At 69.1% G+C, this 17,788-nt stretch carries 17 protein-coding genes; 10 read left to right on the plus strand and 7 right to left on the minus strand.

The features are described 5' to 3' along the window. Nucleotides 1–6 precede the first annotated feature (6 nt). Nucleotides 7–396, plus strand: coding sequence for a hypothetical protein (locus QHF84_RS40080; RefSeq protein ID WP_281318849.1), 390 nt, complete (start codon nt 7–9; stop codon nt 394–396). Here the strand turns inward: QHF84_RS40080 and lnt are convergent. The 3 genes from lnt to QHF84_RS40095 are packed head-to-tail and all read right to left on the minus strand — an operon-like array spanning nt 302 to nt 3,946. After that, a complete protein-coding gene (gene lnt, locus QHF84_RS40085; protein WP_281318850.1) occupies nt 302–2,035 on the minus strand; it encodes an apolipoprotein N-acyltransferase in 1,734 nt (577 codons plus the stop codon). The genes QHF84_RS40080 and lnt overlap by 95 nt on opposite strands. Further along, entirely contained in the window at nt 2,032–2,841 is an 810-nt protein-coding gene (locus QHF84_RS40090) for a hypothetical protein (RefSeq protein ID WP_281318851.1), read from the minus strand. The genes lnt and QHF84_RS40090 overlap by 4 nt, the downstream gene beginning before the upstream one ends. 7 nt (nt 2,842–2,848) lie before the next feature. Further along, entirely contained in the window at nt 2,849–3,946 is a 1,098-nt protein-coding gene (locus tag QHF84_RS40095; RefSeq protein WP_348652920.1) for an SGNH/GDSL hydrolase family protein, read from the minus strand. A 372-nt stretch (nt 3,947–4,318) separates the two neighbouring features. On the opposite strand from QHF84_RS40095, the gene QHF84_RS40100 reads away from it, so the two are divergent. After that, the gene (locus QHF84_RS40100) at nt 4,319–4,984 is read left to right on the plus strand and encodes a DUF4230 domain-containing protein (RefSeq protein WP_281318853.1); all 666 of its coding nucleotides are present in this window, start codon (nt 4,319–4,321) and stop codon (nt 4,982–4,984) included. On the opposite strand, the gene QHF84_RS40105 is transcribed toward QHF84_RS40100, so the two are convergent. Continuing rightward, on the minus strand, nt 4,981–5,637 hold the full coding sequence (locus QHF84_RS40105; protein ID WP_281318854.1) for a hypothetical protein: 657 nt from the start codon (nt 5,635–5,637) through the stop codon (nt 4,981–4,983). The genes QHF84_RS40100 and QHF84_RS40105 overlap by 4 nt on opposite strands. Before the next feature lie 49 nt (nt 5,638–5,686). On the opposite strand from QHF84_RS40105, the gene QHF84_RS40110 reads away from it, so the two are divergent. Genes QHF84_RS40110 through QHF84_RS40125 form a run of 4 tightly spaced genes read left to right on the plus strand, consistent with a single transcriptional unit; the run spans nt 5,687 to nt 10,561 of the window. Beyond that, entirely contained in the window at nt 5,687–7,363 is a 1,677-nt protein-coding gene (locus QHF84_RS40110) for a Re/Si-specific NAD(P)(+) transhydrogenase subunit alpha (RefSeq protein ID WP_281318855.1), read from the plus strand. A gap of 7 nt (nt 7,364–7,370) precedes the next feature. Beyond that, the gene (locus QHF84_RS40115; protein ID WP_281318856.1) at nt 7,371–8,819 is read left to right on the plus strand and encodes an NAD(P)(+) transhydrogenase (Re/Si-specific) subunit beta; all 1,449 of its coding nucleotides are present in this window, start codon (nt 7,371–7,373) and stop codon (nt 8,817–8,819) included. Between the two features lie 42 nt (nt 8,820–8,861). Further along, nucleotides 8,862–9,650: an inositol monophosphatase family protein gene (locus tag QHF84_RS40120; RefSeq protein WP_281318857.1), complete on the plus strand. Its 789-nt coding sequence runs from the start codon at nt 8,862–8,864 to the stop codon at nt 9,648–9,650. Nucleotides 9,651–9,688: 38 nt separating this feature from the next. Further along, on the plus strand, nt 9,689–10,561 hold the full coding sequence (locus QHF84_RS40125) for a hypothetical protein (RefSeq protein ID WP_281318858.1): 873 nt from the start codon (nt 9,689–9,691) through the stop codon (nt 10,559–10,561). Nucleotides 10,562–10,565: 4 nt separating this feature from the next. Here the strand turns inward: QHF84_RS40125 and QHF84_RS40130 are convergent, their stop codons facing one another. Continuing rightward, nucleotides 10,566–11,582, minus strand: coding sequence for a kelch repeat-containing protein (locus QHF84_RS40130; protein WP_281318859.1), 1,017 nt, complete (start codon nt 11,580–11,582; stop codon nt 10,566–10,568). Between the two features lie 360 nt (nt 11,583–11,942). Here QHF84_RS40130 and QHF84_RS40135 point away from each other — a divergent pair, with 360 nt between their 5' ends. Together QHF84_RS40135 and QHF84_RS40140 are read left to right on the plus strand one after the other, a co-directional pair. Then, nucleotides 11,943–12,767: an SDR family NAD(P)-dependent oxidoreductase gene (locus QHF84_RS40135; protein WP_281318860.1), complete on the plus strand. Its 825-nt coding sequence runs from the start codon at nt 11,943–11,945 to the stop codon at nt 12,765–12,767. Between the two features lie 310 nt (nt 12,768–13,077). Further along, the gene (locus QHF84_RS40140) at nt 13,078–15,117 is read left to right on the plus strand and encodes an AgmX/PglI C-terminal domain-containing protein (RefSeq protein WP_281318861.1); all 2,040 of its coding nucleotides are present in this window, start codon (nt 13,078–13,080) and stop codon (nt 15,115–15,117) included. A 6-nt stretch (nt 15,118–15,123) separates the two neighbouring features. Here QHF84_RS40140 and QHF84_RS40145 read toward each other — a convergent pair whose 3' ends face one another. After that, the gene (locus tag QHF84_RS40145) at nt 15,124–16,050 is read right to left on the minus strand and encodes a LysR family transcriptional regulator (protein ID WP_281318862.1); all 927 of its coding nucleotides are present in this window, start codon (nt 16,048–16,050) and stop codon (nt 15,124–15,126) included. Nucleotides 16,051–16,181: 131 nt separating this feature from the next. Between QHF84_RS40145 and QHF84_RS40150 the strand changes: the two genes are divergently transcribed. Further along, on the plus strand, nt 16,182–16,667 hold the full coding sequence (locus QHF84_RS40150) for a DoxX family protein (RefSeq protein ID WP_281318863.1): 486 nt from the start codon (nt 16,182–16,184) through the stop codon (nt 16,665–16,667). 25 nt (nt 16,668–16,692) lie between these two features. Continuing rightward, a complete protein-coding gene (locus QHF84_RS40155; RefSeq protein ID WP_281318864.1) occupies nt 16,693–17,379 on the plus strand; it encodes a glutathione S-transferase family protein in 687 nt (228 codons plus the stop codon). 13 nt (nt 17,380–17,392) lie between these two features. Here QHF84_RS40155 and QHF84_RS40160 read toward each other — a convergent pair whose 3' ends face one another. Continuing rightward, nucleotides 17,393–17,779, minus strand: coding sequence for a VOC family protein (locus tag QHF84_RS40160; RefSeq protein WP_281318865.1), 387 nt, complete (start codon nt 17,777–17,779; stop codon nt 17,393–17,395). Nucleotides 17,780–17,788 lie beyond the last annotated feature (9 nt).

Genomic DNA, 17,788 nt, shown 5'->3' on the forward strand with positions numbered 1-17,788 from the left:
GGACACATGGCTGGAACGCTGGAGACGACGTACCGCACGGCCTCGCCGGCGAGGCCTCACACGCCGGAGGCCGAAGCCCGAGCCGCGTCGGAGCTCGCCCGACGCGCGAGCGTTTTGCACAAGCTGGTCATCGTGCCGTGCATCCTGCTCGGGCTCGGGCTTGGCGTCGTGATGTACTTCCTGCTCCGGAACCTCCAGTTCGAGTTCCTGGGCGCGCACATCCCGTGGCTCACCGCCATCGTCGGCGTCGGTGGGCCGCTCGGCGGGTCGTTTTACGTCGCCGAGCGCCTGGCGGCGTTCCTCAAGGCGCTGCGGCGGGGCCCGTGGATCGAGGACGTCGCCGCTCGGTACGGCGTTCCGGTCGAGACGCTCGAAGATTACGCCGCCCTGCTCTGAACCACCACGCGTGCCCGAGCAGGAGCGCGGCGAGCGCGAACAGCGCGGGCGCGCGCAGATGCCCGAACGCGACCATCGGCGTCACGAAACGCGCGGCGCGCGGGACGTCTGCGGCGAGCGTCTCCTCCTCGTCGAATCGCGTCCTTGCGAGGATCTCTCCGTCGGCGGAGATGATTGCCGAAATGCCGGAATTCGTGGCGCGTACCTGGGGCAGACGTGTCTCGATGCTGCGGAATGCGGCGGAGACGAGGTGGAGCCTCGGGGCGCGCCCGTCGGGGAACCACGAGTCGTTCGAGAGCGTGACGATGAGATCCGCGCCTTTCGCCGCGGCCTCGGCGACGAACCCGGGGAAGAGGACGTCGTAGCAAATGAGCGGCAGAGCGGTGATCTCCTCGTGCCCGGACGAACCTACCCGCACGACCTCCGGGCCCGGCCCTCGCTTCCAGTGCCCCGCCCAGGGCATGAAGCTGCGCAGCGAGGGCGAATCGAGCATCGGCGGGACCCACTCGGTGAACGGAAAAAGCATGCGCTTGCGGTAGGAAGCGCGCGCCACCTTGCCATTGGCGTCGTTCGTCAAGAAAAACGACGTGTTGTACTCGTCATCCCCTTCGCTCTCGTAGGACCCGAACACGAGCGGGACGCCCGTCTTCACCACGTAGGCGCCGATCTCCTCGTCGAAGGCCGCGCCGGCCTCGCTCTTCGGCGCGCCGAACGTCGTCGGATAGACGGTCTCGGGCCAGACGAGGAGGTCGAGGGGTTTTCCTTGGCGAATCCCGTCGGAGAGCTTGAAGTGCGTGTCGAGGATCGTGCGGACGGTCTCGAAGGCGCCCTTCTCGGCGCGTAGCTTGTCGTAGTTCGTGATGTTCGCCTGGACAACCCCGACCGAGATCGCGGGCCTTGCATTCGCCTCGGCGAGCGCCGCGCGCCGGGCTCGGCCATACCCCGCGCCGGCGAGGACGGCGAGGAGCGCGAGCGCTGCCGGCACGGCTGGATGCGCGAATCCACGGGCCTTGGGCGCGCGCGCGAGGCGCACGATCGACAGCGCGATCCCCTCGTTCACGAGGAGCAAGACGAACGAGAGGCCGTGCGCGCCGACGATCTCGGCGCCCTGGCGCAACGACGCGGCCGGGTGGAGGCCGAGCCCGACGGTATCGAAAAAAAGCTTGGGAAAAACCAGCTCGACGCCGACGTACGCCGCCGCTGCCGCGAGGGCGGCCCGGAGCGCGGGGTACGGCTTATCCGCACGCCGCACGGCGAGGCGCACGAGGGCAAACACCACGAACTGCGGTTCGAGAACGGGCGCGAGCAGCAAAAAGAGCGGCCAGACGAGGCTCGGCGAGGTTCCGGCATACGAGGCGGCGGTCTCGGGGAACCAGGGGAAGACGAGCGCGACGAAAAAGATGCTCATCCCGAGGCCGGCGAAGAGCGCGTCGCGGCGGCGCTCGGCCCGCTCCAGCGTGAGGAGCCAGGGCACGAAGGCGACGAGACACGCGAGGTACGACGAGCCCGCCGTGCGACTGCAAATGCCGAGCAGATAGGCCGTGGCGAATGCGCCGAGCGCGAGGACGAGGAGCCGATCCCGGAGGCGCTTCGAGGTCCAGAATCGGCGCAGGCGCTTCGGGAGGGGGCGGGCGCTCATGGCTCTTCGTCCGCGTTTTTTTCTTCCTCGACGCCGGTTTGTCCGGGATCGGCATTCGAGGCCGGGCCATGTTCGTCGCGGTCCGCATAGGCGTCGGCCGGGACCTCCAGCGTGGCGAGGGGCAAACCCTCCGGGGCCATGTCCGGCGGGACGACACGATCGGGCGGGATCGGGATCACCTTTCCATTCGCGTCGACGAGCTCGTAATCGGGGTGGTAGAGCAGAATGGGCTCGAGCATCCGGCCCTTGTCGGTCGCCTGGTAATGCCGCACGTATCCGGGCGGCAAAGGGAAATCGTCGGGGACGACGAGGCCTGGCTTGATACGTTTCGTCCCGGGCGCGGGGAATGCGTGAATGCCCGTCTTCTCTTTCCCCGCGCCCGCGGCAGGACCGGCGCCTTCGTCTGCGGCCCCGGCAGGGTCGTCGGGAGCGGAAGGTTCGTCCGGACCCTCCTCGCCTGCCGGCTCCGAATCCTCGGCGCGGACCGCGCGTTCCTTCGGCGCGACGTCCGCCGCGGGGGCGGATCGCGTGGCCAAGCGGAGCGTCGGCGCGCCTTTCGGACGTGCCGGTGCGCGGGCCTCCGTGGTTTGTCCTGGTTTTGCCGTCGCCCCCGCGGCCGCCTCCGCGGGCGACTCCGCTCGCCATTGCCACGACAGAAATGCGAGGATCCCCGTCGCGACGAGGCCGATCGCGACCGGACCCATGGGAAAACCGCCCCGCCGGAGCTCGACATGGACGACGCCGTCCCGGTCGACGGACCGCCTTTCGGCACCACGCGAGCGCTCGGCAGGGCGTCGTTTCGTCATGGATCGCTCAGGGTGCGAGCGGATTGAAGAGCGAGTGCGCCCATCCCGCGCGCTCGTGACCGTACCGGTTCCAGATCGGGTTCTTGCCGCCCACGATCTGCGCGCCCGAATACTCCGGCGCGCCCGAGCCCGAGCCCGTGCCGCCGAGGAGGCCGACGTAAATGGTGCCGCCCGAGTACGAGGGGTGCGTGTTGTCCGAGAGGATGTAGTCGAAGCTCGTGCCCGAGCTCTCGAAATGGCTGTTCGCGTCCCGGATCGTGCCGCGCAGCGTGCTCGTGATACGCGTCACGTAGGCGTCCTCGGTTTCGCCCGGGATGTAGCGGAGCCCGTCCGCGTCGATTTTCCCATCACCGTTGGAATCGTAGTCGGCGCCCATGTACTCCGCGAACGCGTCGACGCAGTCGAAGCCGTACTGCGCCGCGAACTTGCATGCGCGGTAATTGCTGCGCGCCAGGCGCGGGAACATGGCGTTTTGCTTGTTGACCTTCTGCCCCGTCGACGCATCCGTACAGCTCGACATGCCGTTGTCGGCGTCGTAGCCCGGATAGTAGAGGTTCATGATCATCTTCTTCTTCGTCGCGGCGTTCGCGTTCGCGTTGATGAACTGCATCGCGAGCTCCTGGTACTTGGTACAGTTCGCGAGCGCCGTGTCGAGCACGCCGTAGTTGCACGTGCCGGACTGATCGGCGAAGCTGTCGCGCGCCTGCAAGAAGTCGTTGCCGCACATCTCGAAGGTCACGACGCGCGTATTGGCCGCCTGCATGTGCGACTTCTCGGAGACGATCTTGTTGTTGTAGATGTCGTCGGCCTTCGCGCCCGACTTCGTGCGCCTGATGACCTCGATGTCGCTGTTCCAGCTATTCGAGAGATATTCACCCTGGACCCAGGTGGCGGCGCGCTTGTCGACGTTCGACAGGCTTCCATTGTAGCCCGCGAAGATGGAGTCGCCGTATGCAACGACGCGATATTTTGCCGTCGTGCCCGCCCGGTCGATCGTCCATGAGCTGTTCTGCGTCAATGTATTGGCCAGCGCTTCGCGGCCTCCCAGCAGGATGCCGAGCGAAAGAACGGCCTGACCGAGGCGGCGGGCCGCGGAATTTCCCATGGTGCGCATGACATTCCTCTCCTTTTCGTTCGCCGGCGTCACGCCGACGAGCCTTCCCGGTGCGCCACAGGCGGAAGTTGCCGCCAGGGGCGAGGCGCCCCTCGAAGAGGAGGCGATCCCCCACGCAAATACACGCGCAGGCGTCGCCCGAGACGATTCGATCGTAATCGAACAAGAAAGCCGAGGAGCGCCGGCGCGTGGACACGGGAAACCACGGGCCGGCCGTCATTGAAGAACGAAAAGCGGGGATTGTCAACGCTCGAATTTCAATCGATTACGTGAGGTTCCCATGGAATGTGGCGCGACCACACCCCGAGGTCCGCGACGCATTGCGAAATGGAGGCGCGCGCCTTCGCTGCTACACTGCGCGTCGTGCCCGACCCCCCGTCCGAGCGCCCCTCCCCGCTGACCCGGCTCGTCGCGTCGCTGCACGGCGCATGGCGGCTCGGGATCACGATCCTCGTGGCCGCGACGTTCGGCGGCGCGCTCGCCGTGATCGCGCCGAAGCTCCTGTCCCCGCCGGATCACGTGATCACGGAGCGGCCGACGCCGTCGTTGCTCACGGCGATCCGCGAGGTGTCCCGGCTGGAGACGGCCGAGGTGCACGTGGAGAAGGTCGTCGACCTGACGGACCGGCAAAGCGCATTCTTCGGGCTCGTCGAGGCGAAGGATGCGCTGCTCCTCGTGGCCGTCGGGCGCGCCGTCGTCGGCGTGGATCTCGGCAAGATGCGCGAGCAGGACGTGTCGTTCGATCCGAAGACCGGTGCCGCGCGGATCGATCTGCCCGAGCCCGAGGTGCTCTCCGCGACGCTCGACGAGGACGGGACGTACGTGTTCTCGCGCTCGACGGATCTGCTCGCGAAGCGGAACGAGCACCTCGAAGCGAGCGCGCGCAGGCAAGCGCAACGCGCGATCGAGGCCGCCGCGCGCACGCCCGACGTGATGCGCCGCGCGCGGACGCAAGCCGAGAAGCAGCTCTCGGCGCTGGCGAGGGCGCTCGGCGCGAAGCAGGTGGAAGTTCGCTTCAGCACGCGCTAGCAGCCCGGGCGCCGGCCGACGTAGGCTCGCGCGCGGACGACGCCGCGCTCGTAGAGCGGTACGATCGAAGGGGAAAAGCCCGCCTTGCGTAGCTCCGCGAGGAAGGCGTCGGCCGGATACCCGCTCCACACCGCGTAGGCGCCGCCGGGACGCAACGCGCCTGCGGCGAGGCGCAAGCCCGCCTGCGTGTAGAGGCGCGCGTTCGTCCGGAACGACGCCCAGCCCGGGCCGTTGTCGACGTCGAGCAGGATGGCGTCGAGGTTCGAACGACGGCCGATCTCCTCGGCGACGTCGGCGTGCACGAGCTCGACACGTGGATCGTCGAGCACGCCCGGGGCCACGTGCGAGAGCTCGCCACGCACGATCTCCGCCACGGCGCGGAGTTTTTCCACGACGATCACGCGCGTCTCGGGCCCCACGGCCGCGAGCGCCGCGGCGAGCGTCGCGCCGAACCCGAGGCCGCCGATCAGAATCGCCTCGGGCGAACGGTCGTCCCGGGCGGCTCCGGCGAGGGCGCCGAACGCCCGCTCGGTTTCCAGGGCAAGGCTAGAAAGGATGGGAGTTTGGCCGAGCAGGAGCTCATGGTGCGTGCCGAGATCACGGAGCACGAGCGTCTGACCAGCCTCTTCGAGGACACGAACGACGGCAACCACCCCCGGAGTTTACCCCGCGCGGACGATTTCTCGTACACTGCGCGCCGCAATGGTCGAAGAAGTGAAGGCGGGTGCGAACGCCGTGCTTGCCGCGGAGCCGGCGAGCGGGGCACAGAAGCCAGGGGGTTCGGCGAAAGAGGCCGGAGGCGAGGCGCAAGTCTCCATCGGCGTCCTGAAGGAGATCGAGCCACGCGAGCGGCGCGTGGCCGCGACACCGGCGTCCGTCGGGCGACTCGTGAAGATGGGCCTCGCGGTGATCCTCGAGAGCGGGGCCGGCGCGTCCGCGGGGTTCGAGGACGCGGCGTACGCCGAGGCAGGCGCGCGTATCGTGCCGAAGGCGGCCGACGTGTTCCGCGAGGCCGACGTGATCACGAAGGTTCGCCCGCCGGGGGCGCACCCGGAGACGGGCGAGCACGAGGCGGATCAGGTTCGCGCGGGGCAAAAGCTCATCTCGTTCCTCTGGCCCGCGCAGAACAAAGAGCTCGTCGAGCGGCTCGCCAAACGCAAGGCGACGGTGCTCGCGATGGACGCCGTCCCGCGCATCACGCGCGCGCAGAAGCTCGACGCGCTCAGCGCGATGGCGAACGTGAACGGCTACCGGGCCGTGATCGAGGCAGCGTCGCACTACGGGCGCCTGCTCGGCGGGCAGGTGACGGCCGCGGGGCGCATCAAGCCGGCGCAGGTCTTCATCATCGGCGCGGGCGTCGCGGGGCTCGCGGCGATCGGCGCCGCGCGCGCCTTGGGCGCGATGGTGAAGGCCTTCGACACGCGCCCCGTCGTGCGCGAGCAGGTCACGAGCATGGGCGCGGAGTTCGTCCCGTTCGAGTTCCAGGGCGAGACGGGCGAGGGCCAGGGCGGCTACGCGAAGGAAGTGAGCGAGGCGTACCTCGCGGCCGAACAGCAGCTCATCGCGGAGCACTGCCGGACGAGCGACATCGTCATCTCGACCGCGCTGATCCCCGGGAAAAAGGCGCCCGAGCTCATCACGTCCGGCGCGGTCGTGGGCATGCACCGCGGCTCGGTGATCGTGGACCTCGCGGCCGAGCAAGGCGGCAACTGCGCGCTCACCGAGCGTGATCGCACGGTGGAGCGGTACGGCGTGACGATCGTGGGTCACACCGATCTCACGAGCCGGATGGCCCGCCAGGCGAGCGAGCTCTACGCCATGACGATCGTCAACCTGCTCGACGAGATCATGGGCAAGAAGAAGACGTGGGAGCTCTCGCTCGACGACGAGATCCAGCGCGGAATGCTGGTCCTGCTCGACGGTGAGCTCAAGTGGCCGCCGCCGCGCCCGGAGATCCGGGGCGGCGCGCCCGCGCCCGCGCCCAAGCCGCCCGCGCACGCGCATCAGAAGCCGGAGGTCCCGGAGAGCCCGTGGCCCGGACGGATCGGCACGGCGCTCGCGCTCGCGTTCCTCGCGCCCGTCGGCCTGTTCGGAAGCCAGGAGCTCGTGCAACACCTGACGGTCTTCCTGCTCGCGTGTGTCGTCGGCTGGCACCTCGTCTGGAACGTCACGCCCGCGCTCCACACGCCGCTGATGAGCGTCACCAACGCGATCAGCGGCATCATCCTGATCGGCGGCATGCTGCTCGCGGCGAACGGCGGCGGAGGGGGCGCGCCCGTGGCGGCCCTGCTCGGCGCCGTCGCGGTCTTGCTCGCGTCGATCAACGTGGCCGGTGGTTTCCTCGTGACGCAGCGGATGCTGCGCATGTTCCGCAAGTGAGAGGCCGATGCGCATCACCCTCGTGAACGTCGCTTACCTCGTCGCGAGCCTCCTGTTCGTGCTGTCCCTCCGCGGGCTCAGCGCGCAGCAGACGGCTCGTCGCGGCAACCTCCTCGGCACGCTCGGCATGCTGCTCGCGGTCGCCGTCACGCTCGGCGCCCTCGTGGCGCCCGAGAACAAGGCCCTCGCGGCCGGGCCCTCGGATCTCGGCCTGCTCGCCGCGGCGATCGGCGTGGGCGCCGTGATCGGCGCGGTGCTCGCGGCGCGCGTGGCCATGACGAGCATGCCCGAGCTCGTGGCGGTGCTGCACAGCTTCGTCGGCGCGGCCGCGGCGCTCGTGGGCATCGGCAGCGAGATGAACGGCGTGCGCGCCGGCGGGGCGCCCGAGGTCGCGCATCACGTGGAGATCCACGCGGGCGTGTTCATCGGCGCCATCACCTTCACCGGCTCGGTCATCGCGTTCCTCAAGCTGCGCGGCACGATCGGATCGAAGCCGCTCGTGCTGCCGGCCCGACACGCGCTGAACGCGTCGATGGTCTTCGCGTGTATCTTCCTCGCCGTCGCGGCGTTCCGCGGCGGCGAGGCCGTGCGCGTGCCGTACCTGCTCGTGTCCACCGGCGTCGCCGGCGTGCTCGGCGCGCACCTCGTGCTCGCGATCGGCGGCGGCGACATGCCCGTCGTCGTCTCGCTCCTGAACAGCTACTCGGGCTGGGCCGCGTCCGCGGCGGGCTTCATGCTCGGCAACGATCTGCTCATCGTGACCGGCGCGCTCGTCGGCAGCTCGGGCGCGATCCTGAGCTACATCATGTGCAAGGCGATGAACCGCTCCATCTGGAACGTGGTCTTCGCGGGCTTCGGCGAGCAGGGCGGCGCGGTGCCGGCGGCGAAGAAGGGCGAGCCGGCGAAGAAGGTGAACGAGACGAACATCGACGGCGCGGCCGATCTCCTGCTCGGCGCGAAGAACGTCATCGTGGTGCCCGGCTACGGCATGGCCGTCGCGCAGGCGCAGCACGCGGTCAAGGAGATCACGACGCTGCTCGAACGTCGCGGCACGAAGGCGCGTTACGCGATCCACCCCGTCGCGGGCCGCCTGCCCGGGCACATGAACGTGCTGCTCGCCGAGGCGAACGTCTCGTACGAGGCCGTGAAGGAGATGGAGGAGATCAACGAGGACTTCGAGGAGACCGACGTCGTGATCGTCATCGGCGCGAACGACATCGTGAACCCGAGCGCGCTCGACGATCCCGAGAGCCCGATCTACGGCATGCCCGTGCTCGAGGTGTGGAAGGCCGGCCGCGTGATCATGCTGAAGCGCGGCATGGCCGCCGGCTACGCGGGCGTCGACAATCCGCTCTGCTACCTCGACAACACGCTCATGCTCTTCGGCGACGCCAAGGCGAGCGTGCAGAAGCTCCTCAACGCCATCTCCGCGCGCGCCGAGCAACAAGCGGCCTGACGCGCGCCGCGCGATGGCCGACTCCCCCGCCCCGTTCGTCCCATGAGCGAGATCGATCTCCAGCAAGCAGCCGCCACGGCGCGGGCCGCGGTCGAGGCCGCGTCCGCGGCGAGCCTCGTGCACTTCCGACGCGGCGTCCGAATCGAGACGAAGCCCGATCGGACGCCCGTCACCGCCGCGGATCGTGACGCCGAGGCGGCCATCTTCGCCGTCATCCGCGCCCGCTTCCCCGAGCACGGCCTGCTCGGCGAGGAGACGGGCGCGCACGAGGGCGCGGACGAAGAAGCGCGCTGGATCGTCGATCCGCTCGACGGCACGCGCGGGTTCTCGCGCGGCGGCTCGTTCTGGGGGCCGCTCGTGGCCCTCGAACACCGGGGCGTCATCGTCGCCGGCGCGATGGCCCTCCCTGCGCTCGGCGAGACGTACTGGGCGGCCCGCGGCCTCGGCGCGTTTCGTCGGGTCGGACAGGAGCCGCCCGAGCGCCTCGCCGTCTCGGGCATCGCGGACATCGCGGACGCGACGCTCTCCCTCGGCGAGCCCCGTTGCCTGCTCGCCCCGCCCCTCGGCGAACGCGTGTCGCGCCTCGTGGTCTCCGCGGCGCAGGCTCGCTGCTACGGGGATCTCGCCGGCTGCGCGCTCGTGCTCACGGGCCGCGCCGAGACGTGGATCGAGGCGGGCGTGAAGATATGGGACATCGCCGCGCTCGCCGTCCTCGTCGAGGAAGCGGGCGGGCGGTTCACCGATTTCGACGGCCGGCCGAGCGTCGCCTCGGGCCATTGCGTGGCCTCGAATGGCAAGCTTCACGATCACGTCCTCGCCGCGCTCGCCTGATCTTCCAGAGTCCGCGCCATCCGGCTACGATCCCGCGCATGTCGGATGACGACGCTGGCTGGATCTTCGATCACGTGAAAACCCTCGTGCGCGCGGGGACCACGAAGAAGGATCTCTTCGATTCGGTGAAGGCGATGCTCCGCGATCCGAAGTACGACGCGGTCGCCCCGAAGGTGCGCGGCTACGCGGCCAAGTTATGGAGCCGGGCCGAGGCCGAGGAGCGCGGGTGGAAAGACGTGAGCACGAACGACCGCATCGACGCGGCCTTCGAGGACCTCACGAAGCGCGGGATCTTCTCCGCGCAGAACTTCACCTGCTGCAGCTCCTGCGGGCACTCCGAGGCCTGGGGGGCGATGTCCGAGACCGGCGCGCGGGGATACGTGTTTTACCACCAGCAGGACACCGAGCGCGGCGTCGAGAACGGCGGGCTCATGCTCGCTTATGGAGCGCGCGAGGACGGGCCCGGCGCGGTCGAGGGCGTGGGCCGCGAGATCTGCGACGCGCTCGATCGGTTCGGCGTTCCTTGGACGTGGAACGGAAAATCCGACACGCGGATCGAGATCGAGCCGTTCGAATGGCGAAAGCGGTGCGTCTCGGCCCGGCCCCCGATTCCGCTCGGCACGCGCGGCGTGGTCCTCCCCCGCCCCGAACGCGGCCCCGCCTGGACCGAGGATCTCGACGGCGAAGCAGCGGCGCCCACCGAACCTGTTGAGCCCGCCGAACCTCTACCCGCGGTCACGTTGCGTCACGCGGACGGCCGCGAATGGTCGGCCTGGACCGAATTCAACGCGCTCCGCATCCGCATCAAAGACACGGACGGCGACGTCATCGAGCGCAAGCGCGCCTGCCGCGACCCCCGCGCGGAGCTCGACGGGATCGTCGCCGAGCTCCGCGCCGACGGTTTTTCCTGAACGATCATTGCGCCGGCTTGGGCTTTTGGATCTCGCAACTCGAAAGCGACGACGGCGGCGTCCCTCCGCCCGTGAAGAGCACCGATCCATCGTCGAGCAGCGCCGCCGCCATCAGGCTGCGCGGGCTGTCGAGTGCGGGCGCGAGCAGCCACGTGTTCGCCGCCGGATCGTAGATCTCGACCGAGGCGAGCGTGCGGCCGTCTTCGTCCTCGCCGCCGGCCACGAGCACGCGGCCGTCCGGGAGCCCGAGCGCCGTGTTCCAAAAGCGCGTCCCGTGCATCGGCGCCGCGCTCGTCCACGAATTCGTGACCGGGCTCCACCGCTCCGCCGTCGCCACCGCGTGAATGCCGACGATCCCGCCGGCGACGAGCACCCCGCCGTCGTCGAGCAGCACCGCGACGTGCCCGCCGCGCCGCGCCTGCAGGGGCCCGGTTTGTCGCCACCGATCACGCCTCGCCTCGTAGATCTCCGCCGTCGCGAGCCGCACCGTTCCGCCCAGCCCCGCCGCGACGAGGACACTTCCGTCCGGCAACGCGGTGGCCGTGAACTCGGAGCGCGGCGCGGCCATCGGCGCGGCGGGACGGAAGACGGAAGTGGCCGGGTCGAACACGTCGACGAGCGCGAGCGTGCGCGCGCCGTCGTATCCCCCGGCGACGAGGACGCGCCCATCCGCGAGCAAGGCCGCGGCATGGTCGATCCGCGGCGCCCGCATCGAGCCGACACGCGTCCAGGTATTCGACGCCGGATCGAAGACCTCCGCGCTGTCCGTCGGATCACCCGGCGCCCGCTCGCCGCCGGCGACGAGCACGCGGCCGTCGGCGAGGCGGACCGCAATATGATGTGCACGTGCTTCCGATAAGGTTCCAGCCGGAACGAATTGCGCTGCGACGGGATCGTACACCTCCGTGGTGGCGAGGTACGAATCGCCGTCGAGGCCCCCGACGACGAGGACGCGGCCGTCGGAGAGCGTGGTGGCCGTATGCGCGCGCCGCGGCGCCATCATCGACGCCACGCTCCACATGCGCCCCGCGTTATCGAACGGGGAACGAATACGAGGCCGGACCAGACGTGCGGGCAAGGGCAATCGAGCGGGCTCGGCCCTCACGGGACTTGGCGCAAAATCGGCAGGCAGAGCAGGATGGAGGAGCACGAATCCGAGCGCGAGGCTCAGGGAGCGAGCTTGTGGGTGTCGCATTTCTCTCGCCCGCACGCTCTGGCAAGAGCCGCGCCGCTGCCGGCGGCGCAAGAAAGGAAGCGCGCGAGAACGGGGAGAGCGGTGATGCATGGAGCTACGAGAACCGTGCCTCTGGCTTGACCCGAACCCGCGCGAGGGCGCATTGTCATTCGGCGGGGGAAGGGAAAAAGAGAGGAGAGCGACGACATGCCGGCACGGGGATTGAAGGTGCTCGTCACGGGCTCGACGGACGGTATCGGGCGGGCCACGGCGAAGCTGCTCCTCGAGCGGGGCCACGAGGTGATTCTCCACGGGCGATCGTCCGAGAAGGTGCGCGAGCTGGCACAGGAATTCGAGCTCGTCACCGGCACCCGTCCGCGCCACGTCGTGGCGGATCTGAGCTCGCTCGCCTCGGTCGCATCCATGGTCCGCGCGCTCGCCGCGGAGCTGCCCGCGCTCGACGTCATCGTGAACAACGCGGGCGTCGGGGCCGGCAAGAAGCAAGACGCGCGAGAAGAGACCGAAGACGGCTACGAGAAGCGCTTCGCCGTGAACTATCTGGCGCCCGTGGCGCTCACCGAGCTCTGGCTCTCGCTCTGCCAGCGTCCGCCGAAGGCCATCCTCAACGTCGCCTCCTCGGGGCAAGAGCCCCTCGATTTCGAGGACCTCATGAGCACGCGCGGGTACGACGGGATCCGCGCTTATCGCCGGAGCAAGCTCGCGCTCATCCTGTGGACCTTCGATCTCGCGCAGAAATACCCCGATATCGTGATCAACGCGGTGCACCCCGGGGCGATGCTCGACACGAAGATGGTACGCGAGACGTTCGGCCAGTCCTGGGGCAAGCCGGAGGACGGCGCCCGCGCGATCCGGGTCGTCCTCGAGCGTTCGCTCGACGAGCAGCTCACCGGCGAATACTTCGACGTCGAACGACCCGCACGCGCCAACGCCCAGGCCTACGACGATCGCGCCCGGGCGGCCCTCCGCCGCGCCACCGAGCCCCTGCTCGCGCCGATCCTCGCGGCGCGCTGACCCCCGACCCGAGCCCTGGCCTTTTTCGTCCCCCCGGCCGCGCCCGGGCGTGGGCGTCCGTGCGCGCGGGGCGGCCTTCCGGACGCCCCTGCCGATCGATCGTGCGCCTTCGGGAACCTTGGGTCCGAACGGCTGTCGATCGAGGCGAGCAGGGAGGAAGCGCCGATCGGATGTGGGGCTCGGCCCCGTTCATCGGCCCCCCTCAACGCAGAAAACAGGCTCCGAGCACGAAAACGCTAACCCCCCGAGCCTCTCGCGGGGGCATTTGCCCGCCTCGGCGGGACGGCACGGCAGGAAAGGCTGGCTCACCATGGAAGGCAAGCAGAAGGTCGCGCTCACGTTCGCGCTGTACCAGAATGACGCGCTCGTCCGTCGAGAGACGGTGACGCAAGACATCGTCAAGGTCGGAAAGGATCCGAAGAGCCACCTCCGGGTGGACGACGAATTGGCCTCGCGTATGCACGCGGTCATCGAGGTCGCGTCGCCCGAGGACATCACGCTCATCGATCTCGGCAATGAGCCGGGGACGCTCGTCAATGGCGCGCGCGTCAACAAGGTGAAGGTCAAGGCGGGTGATCAGCTCCAGATCGGCGGCACGAAGATCCTGCTGGAGAAGGCCGAGCCCGTGGCCGTCGCGATCGGCGCCTCGAAGCCCGGGGCAAACCCGTTCGCAGCCCCCTCGGCGAACCCGTTCGGCGCGCCCGCGGCGCCCGCCGCGTTTGGCGGAGCGAACCCGTTCGGCGCGGCGCCCGCGGCGAGCCCGTTCGGCGGCGGCGATCCGTTTGGCATGCAGAACCCGTTCGCGCAGCCGAAGCCGCCCTCGCACGATGAAGTGCCGCACGACGCGCCCGAGGGTTCGTACACGTACCAGCTCGTCAAGAGCGGCCCGGACGTCCCGTCGGACGAGGTCGAGACGCCGTCCGCGTCGGTCGAGGTCATGGTTCTTTGGGATCAAATGATCCTGAACGTCGCGCACCTGACGCCGCCGCGCTCGTATTACGTGGGCGAGGAGGAGACGAAGAACTTCAAGTGCGATTACTTCGTCCCGCAGGAAAAACTCGGCACGACGCGCGCGCCCGTGGTGCTCGCGGACAAGGGCGGGAGCGTCGCGGTCGTGCTCCTGCCGCGGGCAAAGGGCACGATCGAAATCGCCGGCCAGCCGAAGATGACGGTGCAGCAGGCGATCGACAGCGGGAAAACCCAGCCGTGCGCGGAGCTCTCGGGCGCGTTCCAGATGACGCTGCCTCCGGGCTCGAAGGCGCGAATCGAGGTGGACGGGCTGATCTTCCAGGTGTCGACGGTGAACGCGGGCCGCGTGGTCGCGGGCCACGTGCAGCTCGACACGACGAACTACCTCTATCACGGCCTGTCGACGGCCGTGCACGTGGGTCTGCTCGCCGCGATGGCGTTTTTCATGCCGCCGATGGGCTCGACCGACGAGGACGGGGTCTCGGACGATCAGAAGTTCATGATCCAGCAGTTCCTCAATGCCGCGGCGGAGAAGGAGCAGGAAGAGAAGCCGACCGAGATGACGGCGGAGAACAGCGCCGACAACAAGGAAGGCGGCACCGGCACGAAGGCGAAGGGCGAAGAGGGTTCCATGGGGAACCCGACCACGAAGGCGTCGGGCAACCGTTATGGCGTGCAGGGCCCGCAGGACAACGCCGATCCGCACATCGCGCGGCAGGCTGCATTGCGCGACGCGGCCGAGTTCGGCATGATCGGCCTGCTCAACGCGGGCGCCGGCGGCGATCCGAATGCGCCGACGGCTCCGTGGGGCCGCGACGATTCGCTCGGCAATGACGCGATGTCGGCGCGCGGCAACATGTGGGGCGACAACATCGGCGATTCGTTCGGCGCGGGCGGCCTCGGTTTGTCCGGTATCGGCGAGGGCGGCGGCGGCCGCGGCGAGGGCATCGGCCTCGGCTCGATCGGCACGATCGGGCACGGCGCGGGCACGGGCACGGGCCAGGGCTTCGGCTCGGGTCACGGACGACTCTCCGGTGCGCACCGCACGAAGCCGCCGCAGGTGCGCATGGGCGCCACGAGCGTGAGCGGTCGTCTCCCGCCCGAGGTCATCCAGCGTATCGTGCGCCAGAACTTCGGCCGGTTCCGCCTTTGCTACGAGAATGGCCTGCGGAACAACCCGAACCTGCAGGGCCGCGTGGCGGTTCGATTCGTCATCGGCCGCGACGGCGCGGTGTCGAACGTGGGCAATGGTGGATCGGACATGCCGGACGGCGGCGTGGTGTCGTGCGTGGTCCGCGCCTTCTATGGTCTGTCCTTCCCGCAGCCGGAAGGCGGCATCGTGACGGTCGTGTATCCCATCATGTTCAGCCCCGGCGGCTGATCCCCGTCAAACCGTGTGGGGGGCCCTCTCGCGGAGGGCCTCCCAGCACCGGCCCTCGAACCATTTGCTCAAAAAATCGAGCAGCGCGCGCGTGCGCCGGGGCAGCCCTTTGCCCTGGGCCGTGACCGCGTGCATGCCGATCTCCCCCCGCCGATGCTCCTCGAGCACGAGGACGAGCCGGCCCGCGGCGACCTCGGAGGCCACCATGAACATCGGGACGACCGCGAGGCCGAGGCCGGCGATCGCCGCCTGAACGAGGGTCGAACCGTCGTTCGCGTGGAAGTTTCCGTGCACGGGGATGGCCTCGCCGCGGAACCGCCATTCACCGCTCGCCGGGACGAGCGTGTAACGCATGCAGTTGTGGTTCACGAGGTCCTCGGGCGTCTGCGGAATGCCCGCGCGTTCGAGGTACGAAGGCGAGGCGACGACGACGATCCGATCGGTGGCGATGCGGCGGGCGACGAAGCTCGCGTCCTTCAGCCGGCCGATGCGCAGGATCAGATCGAAGCCGCCCTCGATGACGTCGACGAATCGATCGTCGAGCACGAGATCGATCTCGACCTCGGGGTGCTCGCGCAGGAACGCGGCGAGCGCCTGGACGAGGTACATCCGCGAGAACGTCACCGGCGCGCTGATGCGGATGCGGCCGCGGATCACCTCGCTCGCGGCGGAGACGGCGTCCTCGGCGGCGCTCGCGGCTTCGAGGATCTTCTTGCAATGCTCGTAGAAGCGCAGGCCCTCGTCCGTGAGGGCGAGCTTGCGCGTGGAGCGGCGCAAGAGCTCGACGCCGAGGCGCTGTTCGAGGCCCGCGATCCGGCGGCTCACGGCCGACTTCGCGATGCCGGACTGCGCCGCGGCGGCCGTGAAGGAGCGCGCCTGCACGACACGCGCGAAGAGGGCCATGGAAGCGAGGGACTCGAGATCGAACGACATCCCGGCACGATAGCAGGAAGGCTCCTCGCGGGGGGCGGGATTGTTGCCCGGAGGAGAACAGTGCTTGCTCCGGGCCCTGCCTAATCGAGCGGAGGCGGGCGAGTTAAACAAGAGGGGCAAAGGAGATCGTCATGAAGCGACTTCTCGAGACCCAGGAGCAGAACCTCGCCCTCTTCGTGCAGCGCCTCGTCCTCGCGCTCGTCGTGTTCCCCCACGGCGCGCAGAAGCTCTTCGGCTGGTTCGGCGGATATGGATTCTCCGGCACGATGGGGTTTTTCACGAACACCATGCACCTGCCCGCGCCGCTCGCCTTCCTCGTCATCCTGGGCGAATCGGCGGGCGCGGTCCTGCTCGCGTTCGGCGCATTCTCGCGCGTCGCCGCGTTCGGGATGACCTCGATCATGCTCGGCGCGATCGTGACGTCGCACGCGCAGCACGGGTTCTTCATGAACTGGTTCGGCGCGCAGCAAGGCGAGGGCTTCGAGTATCACCTGCTCGCGCTCGCGCTGAGCGTGCCCGTGATGGTGTTCGGCGGCGGCAAGTACGCGCTCGATACGTGGCTCGTGGAAAAGCTTGCGCCCGCGCCGCGGTTGTCCAAGGCTCTCGCCCACGGTTGACCGGCCACGACGAAAGAGCACGCCCATGACCCACCTCACCCTGATCAGCCACGAGCTTTGCCCCTACGTGCAGCGCGCCGCGATCGTGCTCGCTGAAAAAGGGGTCGCATTCGAGCGGGTCGACATCGATCTCTCGAAAAAACCCGACTGGTTCCTGGCAATCTCGCCGCTCGGCAGGGTGCCCCTGCTCCGCGTGCGCGACGAGAGCGGAAAAGAGGCCGTGCTCTTCGAGAGCCTCGCGATCTGCGAGTATCTGGAGGAGACACAGCCGGGGCCGAAGTTGCACCCGGAGGACGCAATCGAACGAGCACGGGACCGCGCGTGGTTCGATCTCGCCTCGGGCCTGCTCGGAGACATCTGGACGCTCGAAACGACGAAGGACGCCGAGGTGTTCGAGGCCAAGCGCAAGGCGATCGCGTCGAAGCTGGAGACCCTCGAAGGCGCGGTCTCGGACGGGCCGTATTTCCACGGGCGCGCCTTCAGCATGATCGACGCCGTCATCGCGTCGGCGTTCCGGTACTTCGAGGTCATCGACGCGATCCGAGATACGCGCGTCTTCGAGAAGACGCCCCGCGTGCGCGCCTGGAGAGCCGCGCTCGCGGAGCGGCCGAGCGTGAAGAACGCGGTGCCGAAGGATTACCCGGACAAACTGCGCGCGTTCCTCGCCGCGCACGATGCCTACCTGCTTCGTCAGGCGCCCGCGGGCGCCTGAGCCGCGCCGCCCGTCACCCCATCGGGGTACAAAGCTCGACGAGGAAACCGTCGAGATCCCGCACATAAGCAACGGTTTGTCCCCACGGCTTGGTCTTGGGCGCGCTCACCGCCGCGGCGCCCGCGGCGACGGCGACCTCGAAGGCCGCGGGGACATCGGGCGTCGTGAGCGCGATCTCGACCGCGGCCGCGGGCTCGCTCGGTCGGCTCGCGCGGAACGAAAAGCCGTGCGAGCCCGCGAGCGATTCACTCACGAACGCGAGCGCGGTCGCGCCCGTCTCCATCTCTGCATATTGATTCGATTCGTGGACGAACCGGCGCGCGAGGCCGAAGGCCCGCTCGTAAAATGCGACGGCCCGCTCGACGTCCTGCACGTAAAGAATGACATATCCGAGCTTCATGCCAGCGGC

It is taken from the genome of Polyangium sp. y55x31 (genome assembly GCF_029946505.1).
Taxonomy (GTDB): Bacteria; Myxococcota_A; Polyangia; order Polyangiales; family Polyangiaceae; genus Polyangium.